This is a genomic window from Flavobacterium sp. 5 (assembly GCF_002813295.1).
Taxonomy (GTDB): domain Bacteria; phylum Bacteroidota; class Bacteroidia; order Flavobacteriales; family Flavobacteriaceae; genus Flavobacterium.
Map to the genome: position 1 here is coordinate 1,639,979 of NZ_PHUE01000001.1, position 12,719 is coordinate 1,652,697.

The following is a 12,719-nucleotide window of genomic DNA, read 5'->3' on the forward strand; positions in this document are numbered from 1 at the left end:
CACTCTAAAATACCACTAAACTATTATGACCTCTTTAACCAAATTTTTTGTAATTTTATTTTTACTATTTTTTACCTATAGTTTCTCACAAGTTAAGATAGTTACAAGTATTGCAGATACAACTGCTACCGAAAAAAATAATGATCAATTAACAAACATTATTGTAACCGCTAAGCCAGATACAATTACCTATTGGAAGCACAAAAACATCGTTGGGGTTGATATTTCTGAGATTGCTTTTGTGAATTGGAGTGCTGGGGGAACAAGTGCCATAACTGGACTTGTTAGAGGAGATCTTAAATATGATTACAAAGACGATTATCAGGTTTGGTCAAACGAGCTTTTTTTTAGGTATGGCTTAAATAAACAAGAAGGTATCGAACTCCGAAAAACAGATGATGCCCTTAAAATCAACTCAACTTATGGATTCAGAACCAATCCTACGTCGAATTGGTATCATTCAGCAAAATTCAATTTCAATACTCAATTTACAAATGGATACAATTATCCAGATACTGAAAATCCAATTTCGAAACCATTTGCTCCTGCCTATACCTTTTTAGGTGTTGGATCTGAGTATATTTATAAACCAGTAAATTTTAATCTATATTTATCTCCATTAACATTAAAGAGTACCTTGGTACTTGATCAAACATTAGCCAATACTGGAGCATACGGTGTAAAAAAAGCAGTTTATGATGCTGATGGAAATCTAATTTCTGAAGGTAAAAAAGCAAAAACAGAACTTGGTATCTTGATTACTTCCTATATTGAAAAAGAAATATTCACCAATATTATACTAAAAAACCGTCTAACATTATACACCGACTATTTGCACAATTTAGGTAACATTGATGTTGATTGGCAGTGTTATTCTTTTTTAACAGTAAACCAATATGTAAAAGCAAATGTCGGATTCAATTTAGTTTACGATGAAGATATTGATGTAATTAAAGAAGAAAATGGAGAAAAAATTAATGAAGGTCCAAAAGTACAGTTAAAACAAGTATTAGGAATTGGAATAGAATATGCATTTTAAAACATAAAAGAGAATCAGTTTTGACTCTCTTTTATTTAAAATATTTTCGTAATAAAAAACTAATAAGCCTTAATTGTTCTATAAAACAACAAAGCATTTCCATCTGTCAGCATAGAAACAAAATGACAAATATGAAGTAATCGTTCGTATAAATTTTCTTTGGACAATTGATGCTTTTCTGGTAACATTTTCAATATTAATCCATCATAATTAGACATTTCTCCATCAAATTTATTATTGAATGCTGTTATGAATTTATCAAGCAGCGTTTGTATAATTTGATATCCAACAATTTCTTTTTCTACAACTTCCCGGCTTTGATAAATATTTTTGACGCTAATCTTAATAATATCATCCATCTGAGCTTTATATTTGCTTTTATCCGTTAAAGCAAAAGGAAATTCGCCTCTCATAATAGCTTCTTCATTTTCAACAAAAACTTTTACAGCATCGCTGATTAAACTCCCGATAGCCAAAGCACGCAAATAACTAATTCTGTCTTCTTTTGTTTCTAATGTCTTGTATTTCGAGGTATCAATACTGTCTTTTACTAATTTTATTAAATATTCTAAAGCAAAATCCTCGGATACTAATCCTAAATTTATTCCATCTTCAAAGTCAATAATGGTGTAACAAATATCATCAGCTGCTTCTACTAGATAAGCAAGTGGATGTCTTTCGAAACCTATATCATCTCCTTTTTTATTTGGAATCATTCCCATATCAGAAGCTACTTCTTGAAAGAAAGTTTTGTCTGTTTGAAAAAAACCATATTTTTTGTCAGCAATATTCTTCGTTGGTTTTTTAGGCAAACTTTCTTTTGGGTATTTCATAAAAGCGCCCAATGTCGCATACGAAAGTCGGATTCCACCATCAACACCAGGGCGGGAACTGTTTAAAACCGAAAATCCGTTCGCGTTTCCTTCAAAATCTATTAAATCCTGCCATTCTTTAGCAGACAACTTGTCTTTGTATTTCAATCCTTTTCCGATAGAAAAATATTCGCCAATCGCTTTTTCTCCAGAATGTCCAAAAGGCGGATTTCCGATATCGTGCGCCAAAGATGCTGCAGCCACAATGGCTCCAAAATCATTCATTTGATAGCCATGAACTTCTTTTAAATGTGGATATTTTTCGATGATTTTTTTTCCAACCAATCTACCCAATGAGCGTCCAACAACGGAAACCTCTAAACTGTGGGTTAAACGAGTATGTACAAAATCAGTTTTAGACAATGGAATTACTTGTGTTTTGTCCTGTAAACTTCTAAAAGCTGACGAGAATATAATTCGATCATAATCGACTTCAAAACCCAAACGAGTATCGTCTTGTTCAATTCGTAATCGTTTTCCTTTGTCGCCTTGACGTTTTAAAGATAAAAGTTGTTCCCAGTTCATTATGATTTCGGATTGAAGATTTTTAATTTAAAAAACCAAAAATACATTTTATTTTAAGATTTTTAGCTACTTGTGGAGATTCCTCCTTCGTCGGAATGACAATATTGTGATGAATTCATTCGAAGAAAAAAACTATAACATTTTTTAAAAAATTTCTTCTTAATTATTAAAATTCTTAAAGTAAACACAAGAAATCCGTCATTTTTGTCATTCCGACGAAGGAGGAATCTTCGCAAGAAATTATGCAAAGTAATCACACACATATTTTTATATCAAAGAGGCAAAGTTGTACTGTGCTTGATTTCGCCCATTACAAAAATACTATTGGTGTTTCCGATATTCTCGATGGTAGATAATTTATGCATCACGAAATTCTGATAACTCGCCATGTCTTCAACCAAAATTTTGAGCATAAAATCGTAATCGCCTGCAATGTTATAACATTCTACAATTTCGGGTAAAGCCACAATATCTTTTACAAAATTGGCTCCGACGTTTTTGGCATGTTCTTTTAATCGGACGTTACAAAAAACAGTCATACCTTTTTTCAACTTTTGTTTGTCTAATAAAGCAACATATTTCGTGATATAACCGTCTCTCTCTAGTCGTTTAATCCGTTCGTAAACAGGAGTCGGAGTTAGATTTATTGTGCTTGCTAGCTCTTTTATGTTTATATTAGAGTTGTTTTGAAGCTGATTTAAAATCGCCAAATCGATTGTATCTATATTTTCCATAGGAATAATTACTGTTGAAAGTCGGTTTCTACATTTAATTTAGAATTAAAATCTAAATAATTACACAAAATTAGTTCATTTTAGTTAATAAAAGTCTTTAATTCAGAACAAAACACCATTATTATACATTTGTAAAGTAAAAAACACTAACACAAATGAAAACAAACAACCTTGGTTACCCGAGAATTGGAAGCAACAGAGAACTTAAAAAAGCTTCTGAACTGTATTGGGCAGGAAAAATTACTGTCGATGAACTTTTAAACGTTGGAAAAAATATACGTGCAACCAACTGGGAATTACAAAAAAACGCTGGAATTGATTTGATTCCTTCCAATGATTTTTCTTATTATGACCAAGTTTTAGATTTGACACTTACCGTTGGAGCGATTCCTGAACGCTATCAAGAAATTGCCAGAACAAGCAACTCATTGGACTTGTATTTTGCTATGGCAAGAGGTTCGCAAAAAGAAGGACAAGACGTTGTTGCCATGGAAATGACTAAATGGTTTGACACCAATTACCACTATATTGTTCCTGAGTTTACTAAGAATCAACAATTCAAATTGTTTTCTACTAAAATAGTTTCTGAATTTATTGAAGCAAAAAAACTAAATATTACGACCAAACCCGTTTTGATTGGTCCAATCACTTATTTATTATTAGGAAAAGAAAAAGAAGCTGGTTTTGAACGTATTGATTTAATTGAAAATTTACTACCTGTTTACTTCGAAATTTTAGAGAAATTAGAAGCTGAAGGCGCGACTTATATTCAACTAGACGAGCCGTTTTTAGCTTTAAACTTAACGGATAAAGAAAGAAATACGTATACAAAAGTCTATAACGAAATCAACAAAAGTTTTCCAAACTTAAAAGTGATTTTGGCTAATTATTTTGATTGTTTTGGCGAAAACTTAGAAACCGCTTTGGCTTTACCTGTTGATACTTTTCACCTGGATTTAGTACGTTGTCCGTTGCAATTGGATGATATTTTAGAATCTGGGAAATTGGCCAGCAACGTGAATCTTTCTTTGGGAGTTATTGATGGAAGAAATATTTGGAAAAATGATTTCAAAAAATCTCTAGCTATCATTGAAAAAGCGGTTGCTGCTTTAGGAGCAGATCGAATTTTAGTGGCTCCATCTTGTTCTTTAATTCACTCGCCTTGTGATTTGGATTTGGAAACGAATGACCAAACCTTAACTCCTGAAATCAAACAATGGCTGGCTTTTGCTAAACAGAAAATCAAAGAAGTTACTTTGTTGAAACAATTTGCAACGAATGAAACTGACAGAAATAATTCTATAAATTTTGCAGAAAATTCTCTAGCAAACCAAAACCGTAAGTCTTCGAAATTAATTCACAACGAATTAGTTAAAAATCGTGTAAAAGCCATCGCAAAAGGAGATGACCAAAGACAAAACACTTTTGCAACGCGAAGACAAAAACAAGCTGAGTCTTTGCAATTGCCATTATATCCAACAACAACTATTGGATCTTTCCCTCAAACTCCTGAAGTAAGAAGCTGGAGAGCAAAATTCAAAAAAGGTGAATTATCTCAAACGGAATATGATGCTTTATTAGAAAAAGAAACTAAAGAAACCATTCGTTTTCAGGAAGAATCAGGAATTGATGTTTTGGTTCACGGAGAATTTGAGCGTAATGATATGGTCGAATATTTTGGTGAGCAATTAGACGGATTTACATTTACTAAAAACGGTTGGGTTCAAAGTTACGGTAGCCGTTGTGTAAAACCACCTGTTATTTATGGTGATGTTTCTCGTCCAAATCCGATGACAGTTAAATGGTCGAAATTCGCACAATCATTGACTCCAAAATGGGTAAAAGGAATGTTGACAGGCCCTGTTACCATTCTGCAATGGTCGTTTGTTCGTGACGATCAAGCGCGTTCAGAAACGTGTACTCAAATTGCTTTGGCTATTCGTGACGAAGTAGTTGATTTAGAAAAAGCAGGAATCAAAATCATTCAAATTGATGAACCAGCCATTCGTGAAGGCTTGCCTTTAAGAAAAGAAGAATGGGCGAAGTATTTGGACTGGGCTGTTAAAGCTTTTAGAATCTCTGCTAGTGGTGTTGCTGATGATACCCAAATCCACACCCACATGTGTTACAGCGAATTCAATGACATCATTCAAAATATTGCCGATATGGATGCTGATGTAATTACTATCGAATGTTCTCGTTCGCAAATGGAATTGTTAGATGCTTTCGCTGATTTTAAATATCCAAACGAAATTGGTCCTGGAGTATATGACATTCATTCGCCACGTGTTCCTTCAAATGAAGAAATGGTACATTTGTTAGAAAAAGCAGCGGCTGTTATTCCAGCAAATCAATTATGGGTTAACCCTGATTGTGGTTTGAAAACACGTCATTGGGATGAAACCAAAAAAGCTTTAATTGAAATGGTAAATGCTGCTAAGAAAATGCGTGTTGCTGCCACTCAATTGGAAACAGTCTAGTAGAAATTAAACAAAGAGTTCATTAATTATTATTCATAAAAAAAGCTTCCGTTACGGAAGCTTTTTGTGTCTTAATTTTAGTTATCAGCAAATTTTTTATTTCAATACACTTTCTACTTTTTTCTGTGATACTTTGATTAAGTCGTTTTCTAAAGGAAAGCTGTACACAATCACAATTTTATCTTTTACAAGAATTTGCTCAGGATGTTCTTTTGTTGCTTTTTTACCGCCCCAAAACAATCCTTGCAAGAAGCCTTCCTGCTCGAACTTCTTTTCAAATTCAAAATACATTATGCTCCCACTATTTTTATTGTTCACAAAATTCTGTACCTCTTTTGATTTTACTTTGCCTATCAAAAAACCATACATTTCTGGACTATCATAAAATGTACAGGCCTGGATTGAGATGCATTGATCCTCATCTGTTAATTTATATCCTGCTGGAATTTCACTTTCAGTAAGCTTAATTTTATCGAAAGATTGAGCCGATGCACCAAAAGAGTACAGAATAATAAGAACGAATAGTAATTTTTTCATAATTTAATAAAGTATAAATATTTTTAAGAATTGTATTTGACCGCAAAAGAATTCAAATATAGCCATTAATTCTTACAATAAACAGATAAGAAAATAGTTCCCTAAAATTCTTCTGAAAACGAATGTCCTAGCCCTGATAGAAGTGGAAATCCTTTTTATTTTTTCTTTAAAAATAAAAAGATTGCAACGAATAGCAGGAAATAGCTCCAAATTCTAAAAACACAAAAAAGCCTGATAAATCTAAAATCTACCAGGCTTTTCATTGAATTAATACTTACTTATAAAGTCGCTGCTCCTCCATCCAATAACAACTCACCACCAATCATAAACTTAGAATCATCGGAAGCTAGATAAAGAAATCCTGCTGCCATTTCTTCTGGTGTTCCCAAACGTTTTGCTGGAATTCCTGAAGCATAATGGGTTTTAGTTCCGTTTGCTTCTTCTTCAGTAGCGCCGCCTCTTGAGAATATTGGTGTATCGATTGGCCCAGGAGATAATACATTGACACGGATGTTTCTGTCTAATAACTCAGCAGATAAGGTTCTAGCTAACGAACGAACCGCAGCTTTCGAAGCTGAATATGCCGCAGTTGAAGCAAATCCTTTGTGCGCAACCGTAGATGCTGTAATAATTACCGAAGCTCCGTCATTTAGATGTGGCAACGCTTTTTGAATAGTAAAGAAAACGCCTTTGAAATTGATATCACTAGTTTGATCAAACATTTCTTCCGTATAATCGGCAATTGGAGCAGCAATAAATATTCCTGCGTTAACTACTAATACATCAATTTTTCCGAAAGTATCTTTTATCGTTTTATACGTGCTATCGATTCTATTCAAATCCGAAACATCACTTACTAAACCAATTGAACCATTTGCAATTTCGTAAACTGCTTCGTCAATTGTTGTTTTATTTCTTCCTGTAATAGCCACTTTGGCGCCTTGTTCTGCAAATAATTTTGCTGTTGCTAATCCTATTCCGCTGTTACCTCCTGTAATTACGGCTACTTTATTGTCTAATTTTTTCATTTTTATTATAATTTGATTGTTTTAAGTATTTAAATATCTAAATATTTCGATGTTTTTAATTAAAAAAAAGCTAAAGCCCTAAATTCTTGATGTAGTCCGCATAAGCGCCACAAACTTCTTTATTTATGACGAATTTCAGATTACGGCCATCTTTGTCTGCGATTAATAAATCAGCATCAATTAATTGTTTAATGTGATGAGACATGGTAGATTGTGCTAAATTAAACTCGGCAGAAACATCACAGCATTGCGTACACGTTTCGCTTTTGCTGACAATTTTCATTATCTTTAAACGATACGGGTCGCCCAATGCTTTGGATATTTTTTCGACTTGCTTTATGTTTAATTCGGTAATCATGGGGCAAAGATAAAAATTTATTTTTAATACATCGAAATATTTCGATATTTATGTTTTAAATTTGCAAATGAAAATTCCAAAAGAATTCTTTTGAGTTCCATTTTTCTTCTAAAAATACGACATATGAAAATTTTATACGACTATATCAAAACCCACAAAACGCTTTTATATATCGCGTTATTTTTAGCCACAATTAATCAATGCTTTTCTTTATTCGATTCTATTATTATTGGTAAATTACTGAACGAATGTGGTGTTGGTGTTGCCAATTTCAATCACAATCACTTCACTTTTGTAAAAGCAGTTTTGGGTTGGTTAGGATTGTCACTTGGTGCAGCGATGGTTTCCAGAATTGCCAAGAACTTTCAGGATTATTACACGAATATTATCATTCAGAGAACTGGTGCGCAAATGTACACAGATGGTATTCAGAAAGCGTTGCAATTGCCTTTTCAGGATTTTGAAGACCAACGCTCTGGTGAAACATTAGGTAAACTTCAAAAGGTAAAAATTGATTGCGAAAAATTCATCACACTTTCGATTTCATTGATTTTTCAATCTATAGTAGGGATTGTTTTTGTCGTGGTTTATGCCGTAAGTATTCATTGGTTATTAGGTCCAATTTTCTTGGTAACCGTTCCTGTGATTGCTTTTATCAGTTCTTTTTTAGGTAAAAGAATTAAAAAAGTTTCAAAAGAAATTTTAGGAGAAACAACTGCTTTGGCTGGAGCTACAACCGAATCCCTAAGAAATATTGAATTGGTAAAAAGTTTAGGTTTAACCGAACAAGAAGTAAACCGGTTGAATGCCACAACAATTAAAATCTTGGGATTAGAACTCAAAAAAGTACGTTTCATTCGTTCGTTGAGTTTTATACAAGGAACGACGGTTCACTTTATGCGGACTAGTTTGGTTTTTGCACTTTATATGTTCATTTTTAATGGTATCATCAAACCTGGTGATATGATTACATTGATGTTCTTCTCCTTCTTTTTGTTTAATCCATTACAGGAATTGGGTAATGTGATTGCGACTTTCAACGAAACCAAAGCATCAATGGATAATTTTGGCGATTTAATGAACTCTGAAAGCGAAGAAACTCCTGAAAACCCTCAAACTATTGGAGCAATTAACCATTTGCGTTTTCAAAATATTTCATTTAAACACCAAACTGCTTCTAGTTATGCGGTAAAAAATATTTCTTTTGATGCCAAAGCAGGCGAAACAATAGCCTTTGTAGGTCCATCAGGAAGCGGAAAAACAACTTTGGTAAAAATGCTCGTTGGATTGTATAATCCTGCGGAGGGAGCTATTTTTTACAATGAAAAAAATGCAAAAGATATTGACCTTACCGAATTAAGACAACAACTTGGTTTTGTAACTCAAGATGCACAACTGTTTTCGGGAACAATAAAAGACAATTTACTATTTGTAAAACCTGACGCTACTGATGAAGAAATAAATGATGTACTGCAAAAATCGGCTTGCCAAAATCTCTTAGCTCGTGCCGAAAACGGTATTTACACAACAATTGGTGAAGGCGGAATAAAAGTTTCAGGCGGAGAAAAACAACGTTTGTCGATCGCCAGAGCATTGCTTAGAAATCCGCATTTATTACTTTTTGATGAAGCAACTTCGGCTTTAGATTCGATTACCGAAGAAGAAATCACCAAAACTATCCGCAGTATTTCGTCTAAGCAAGATCAGATTACAGTATTGATTGCGCATCGTTTATCGACCATTATGCATGCTGACAAAATATTTGTTTTGGAACAAGGACAAATCATCGAACAAGGGAAACATCAAGATTTACTGGATGAGAAAGGCTTGTATTATGCAATGTGGAGACAACAGATTGGGGAGAGAAAGTAATACCTCTCTCCTTTAAAATCAGGAAAAACTAAGCGACACGTTTAGGTTTAAGTACTAGTTGTTGCTTTTTCGTTTTTCGCTTTTTTCTTTATAATATTCTTCAAAAGATTTATCGTATCTAAGTAAAAAACTTAGTCCATCGGCGCGTTTTAAGGTTTGTTCTTTATTGGAATGCTCTGAGTTTATGATAATTTTATAGGTCTCTGAAAAATAAACGGGTCTTGATTCAATAGCGGTTATTTCGGTCTTGAATTCTTTGATTATTTTTTTTCGGGTGGTTACAAAAGTGGTATCCAGGGTCATTAGGATTACATCTGGATTTGTAGAATCGTCATTAGGTTTTTGAGTGTTATATTGAATTTCTATTTTTTTTCCGTCCTTTTTAAATTTTGCTTCCCAATTGAATTTACTTCCCATAGTGCCATAATTGGTACCTAACAATTGGATGGATTTAGTTTTTTTGTTTTCTAAAATACTAATTAGATAGGAGTAAAATTCATTGGCAGTAGTATTGGTTTGTGCCTTGGAAGAAATCGTAACACATAGAAATAAAAACAAAGTAGGAATCAGTTTTTTCATAGTAACCGGATGGTATAATTACATCAAATATACTTCTTTCTTGTATAAAATTTTAACCTGAAAATATACTTTTGGGACAAGGTCAAGACAAATTACTAAATCCATCTATCTATTAACTCCAAATAATAGTAGTATTCCTGATCGTTTCCATCGCCATCTTCGCCAACAAATTGTAATTGGATTTCTTGTAAAACTTCGATGATTTCATCTACTTCATTATCACTTAAATCAACAGTAAAATGACTGGTGGTAATGTCCTTTTTTTTATTCTGTTTTCCTCCTTTTGGGATTTCATTATGTTTAAGAATATCCAATAGTTTATCAATTAGTTTCACTTTCCCTGATTCAGAAAGCGCCTTAATAGTATGAGTAAGGTTTAAATAATCAATTGTCATTCTGTTGCAATTTTAAAGTTCTGTTTATACAGTAATAACTTAAACTGTTCTTAAATATTGTAACTATAAATAGTTGTAATTGCCTATTTGGTTCTCGGATGCTTGTCTGACAACTGGCTCATACTTATAATAAACTCCTTTCATTCTATAAATCATTAATCTGACAACGGTAATTTATAAGTTGGATAGGCGTAATTACAAACTGACCTGCCATAACTACAAATCGGATAGTAATAAATACAACTCGGATTGCCTTAACTACAAACTAGGACAGTATAACTATAAATCGGATAGCAATAAATACAACTCGGATTGCCTTAACTACAAACTGGGATAGCATAACTACAAATCGGATAGCAATAAATACAACTCGGATTGCCTTAACTACAAACTAGGATAGCATAACTACAAATCGGATAACAATAAATACAACTCAGATTAGCTTAACTACAAACTGGGACAGCATAACTACAAATCGGATAGCAATAAATACAACTCGGATTGCCTTAACTACAAACTAGGGCAGCATAACTACAAATCAGATAGCAATAAATACAACTCGGATTGCCTTAACTACAAACTGGGACAGCATAACTACAAATCGGATAGCAATAAATACAAACTGGGATGGCATAATTACAAATTTGGAAAACATAACTACAAGTTGACAGAAATAAATACAAGCGTATAAATATTCAAACTTATTTTAGAACTAGACATCGAGCTATTTGCGAAGATTCCTCCTTCGTCGGAATGACAATATTGTGGAAAATCTTTGAGGAGAAAAAGCCTAGATCGGTTTTATGTAACCTTTTTTAAACCCATTATTACGTAAAGAAAACACAAGCAACTCGCCAATATTGTCATTAAGTTTTTTAAAACACTAGTAATACGGAGCTACTTGCGGAGATTCCTCCTACGTCGGAATGACAATATTGTGGCAAATCTTTGAGCAGAAAAAGTCTAGATCGGTTTTATTTAACCTTTTTAAAACAAACTATTACGCAAAGAAAACACAAGCAACTCGCCAATATTGTCATTCCGACGTAGGAGGAACCTCCGTGAGTAGCTCGACAATTTTAGTGAATTATATATTTTTCTTAACTTAATCTTAGGACGTTTACCTTTACAGGCACAAGCGGGACGCTTGCTCTAGGCTAGGGGATAACGATTGGTAGCAACCGTTAATTTAATTCCGCTTAAGTCTTTCTTTAGATATTATTTCAAAAAAATTATTAAGCCATATTTCCGCAATAACAGCACTGGTTTTAAAGTTTTTTCCACTTTCTTTATCAGACCATCCCTTTTCATTTAATTTGCTTATGTCAAATTTCAATCTAGTACTACCAAGGCTTTTATTGCCTTCAAAATCATTTCTTTGGAATATATTAATAAATATATAATCTGGATTATGGTAATGTTGTATTGAGAGAAGTAGCCCGTAACTAACTATATCAATTCCGTTATTATTGTTTATATCTTGCCTTAAATTCCAATCAGGAAGTTTTTGGTTAATTTCTGTAATTTGATTTTTAAATTCAGAAATTAAGTTTTCAGATTCTAACCTTGCAAAATCAAATCCTTCTTGACCAGTTAAAATTCTTTCTCGTTGTTGAGCAAAAAGAATTTTATCCTCTGATTTTTTAACTTTGTCTGCTAAAGTTTCTATTGTAATATTACCTCCAAATTCTTGTATTCTTGATTCAATAACTGAAGCTGCACTTTCAATTCCCCATCTTTCTAATCCTATCCATAATCGATTTTTAGGTAACCACTTTGGCGGATTCACTGGTTTGTCTAAAGGTATAAAGGTTACAAAGTCATAACCAAATTCAAAACCTCGATTTCTTATTGCAGTTTCTTCAATCTTTGTCCACGGAGAATTACCCCAAGTATCTCTATATAATACAACAACAATTCTACTTTCTTTAAAAAAAACTCTATTAAAAAGTTCTTCTCCATCACGACCAGCTAGTTTTTTCTGTTGTTCTGAATATAGAAATGTTTTTACACTTTCTTTTAATAAATTATTAAGTTGGAATGCTAAATTTTCATCTTGCTGTAAAAATGAAATAGCTACATCAAATTCAAAATTTTCTGTTGACATATAGTTTTTTTTTATAATGGATGCTAACTCTTAAATAAAGACAATTCTTTAACATCGCGAAGTGTTTAAAATATTGATTATTGGTTTTTTATGTCTTAAATCACAATTACAGTCATTTGTACTTGCTTGATCACTTCGTTCCTCGCAATGACGAGAAGCTTATTATGAAACCAGATACCCTAGCCCTGATAGC

11 protein-coding genes are annotated in these 12,719 nt (G+C 33.0%); 3 read left to right on the top strand and 8 right to left on the bottom strand.

The window, feature by feature from the left end:
- Positions 1-25 precede the first annotated feature (25 nt).
- Entirely contained in the window at positions 26-1,039 is a 1,014-nt protein-coding gene (locus tag CLU82_RS06790; protein WP_100842376.1) for a DUF3078 domain-containing protein, read from the top strand.
- A 59-nt stretch (positions 1,040-1,098) separates the two neighbouring features.
- On the opposite strand, the gene dgt is transcribed toward CLU82_RS06790, so the two are convergent.
- Positions 1,099-2,436 (bottom strand): dGTP triphosphohydrolase, encoded by a 1,338-nt coding sequence (dgt, locus tag CLU82_RS06795; RefSeq protein ID WP_100842377.1) that lies wholly within the window; start codon positions 2,434-2,436, stop codon positions 1,099-1,101.
- A gap of 272 nt (positions 2,437-2,708) precedes the next feature.
- Entirely contained in the window at positions 2,709-3,170 is a 462-nt protein-coding gene (locus tag CLU82_RS06800) for an Lrp/AsnC family transcriptional regulator (RefSeq protein WP_100842378.1), read from the bottom strand.
- Between the two features lie 155 nt (positions 3,171-3,325).
- Here CLU82_RS06800 and metE point away from each other — a divergent pair, with 155 nt between their 5' ends.
- On the top strand, positions 3,326-5,650 hold the full coding sequence (gene metE, locus CLU82_RS06805; protein ID WP_100842379.1) for a 5-methyltetrahydropteroyltriglutamate--homocysteine S-methyltransferase: 2,325 nt from the start codon (positions 3,326-3,328) through the stop codon (positions 5,648-5,650).
- Positions 5,651-5,746: 96 nt separating this feature from the next.
- Here the strand turns inward: metE and CLU82_RS06810 are convergent, their stop codons facing one another.
- The 3 genes from CLU82_RS06810 to CLU82_RS06820 all read right to left on the bottom strand — a co-directional run bounded on the left by CLU82_RS06810 (position 5,747) and on the right by CLU82_RS06820 (position 7,573).
- The gene (locus CLU82_RS06810) at positions 5,747-6,187 is read right to left on the bottom strand and encodes a hypothetical protein (protein WP_100842380.1); all 441 of its coding nucleotides are present in this window, start codon (positions 6,185-6,187) and stop codon (positions 5,747-5,749) included.
- 278 nt (positions 6,188-6,465) lie between these two features.
- Positions 6,466-7,215, bottom strand: coding sequence for an SDR family oxidoreductase (locus tag CLU82_RS06815; protein WP_100842381.1), 750 nt, complete (start codon positions 7,213-7,215; stop codon positions 6,466-6,468).
- Between the two features lie 70 nt (positions 7,216-7,285).
- On the bottom strand, positions 7,286-7,573 hold the full coding sequence (locus CLU82_RS06820; RefSeq protein ID WP_100842382.1) for a helix-turn-helix transcriptional regulator: 288 nt from the start codon (positions 7,571-7,573) through the stop codon (positions 7,286-7,288).
- Between the two features lie 123 nt (positions 7,574-7,696).
- On the opposite strand from CLU82_RS06820, the gene CLU82_RS06825 reads away from it, so the two are divergent.
- On the top strand, positions 7,697-9,445 hold the full coding sequence (locus tag CLU82_RS06825) for an ABC transporter ATP-binding protein (RefSeq protein WP_100842383.1): 1,749 nt from the start codon (positions 7,697-7,699) through the stop codon (positions 9,443-9,445).
- 54 nt (positions 9,446-9,499) lie between these two features.
- Here CLU82_RS06825 and CLU82_RS06830 read toward each other — a convergent pair whose 3' ends face one another.
- The 3 genes from CLU82_RS06830 to CLU82_RS06840 form a co-directional block, all read right to left on the bottom strand.
- Entirely contained in the window at positions 9,500-10,024 is a 525-nt protein-coding gene (locus CLU82_RS06830; RefSeq protein ID WP_100842384.1) for a hypothetical protein, read from the bottom strand.
- A 95-nt stretch (positions 10,025-10,119) separates the two neighbouring features.
- Complete coding sequence (locus CLU82_RS06835; RefSeq protein WP_100842385.1) at positions 10,120-10,419, bottom strand: hypothetical protein; 300 nt, start codon at positions 10,417-10,419, stop codon at positions 10,120-10,122.
- A 1,189-nt stretch (positions 10,420-11,608) separates the two neighbouring features.
- The gene (locus tag CLU82_RS06840; protein WP_100842386.1) at positions 11,609-12,526 is read right to left on the bottom strand and encodes a hypothetical protein; all 918 of its coding nucleotides are present in this window, start codon (positions 12,524-12,526) and stop codon (positions 11,609-11,611) included.
- Positions 12,527-12,719: the final 193 nt, after the last annotated feature.

Bases quoted from the DNA above. Each gene is read 5' to 3' on its own strand.
- CLU82_RS06830 (WP_100842384.1), bottom strand. From the start codon at position 10,024: ATGAAAAAACTGATTCCTACTTTGTTTTTATTTCTATGTGTTACGATT.
- dgt (WP_100842377.1), bottom strand. From the start codon at position 2,436: ATGAACTGGGAACAACTTTTATCTTTAAAACGTCAAGGCGACAAAGGA.
- CLU82_RS06835 (WP_100842385.1), bottom strand. From the start codon at position 10,419: ATGACAATTGATTATTTAAACCTTACTCATACTATTAAGGCGCTTTCT.
- CLU82_RS06820 (WP_100842382.1), bottom strand. From the start codon at position 7,573: ATGATTACCGAATTAAACATAAAGCAAGTCGAAAAAATATCCAAAGCA.
- CLU82_RS06840 (WP_100842386.1), bottom strand. From the start codon at position 12,526: ATGTCAACAGAAAATTTTGAATTTGATGTAGCTATTTCATTTTTACAG.
- CLU82_RS06800 (WP_100842378.1), bottom strand. From the start codon at position 3,170: ATGGAAAATATAGATACAATCGATTTGGCGATTTTAAATCAGCTTCAA.
- CLU82_RS06790 (WP_100842376.1), top strand. From the start codon at position 26: ATGACCTCTTTAACCAAATTTTTTGTAATTTTATTTTTACTATTTTTT.
- CLU82_RS06815 (WP_100842381.1), bottom strand. From the start codon at position 7,215: ATGAAAAAATTAGACAATAAAGTAGCCGTAATTACAGGAGGTAACAGC.
- metE (WP_100842379.1), top strand. From the start codon at position 3,326: ATGAAAACAAACAACCTTGGTTACCCGAGAATTGGAAGCAACAGAGAA.
- CLU82_RS06825 (WP_100842383.1), top strand. From the start codon at position 7,697: ATGAAAATTTTATACGACTATATCAAAACCCACAAAACGCTTTTATAT.
- CLU82_RS06810 (WP_100842380.1), bottom strand. From the start codon at position 6,187: ATGAAAAAATTACTATTCGTTCTTATTATTCTGTACTCTTTTGGTGCA.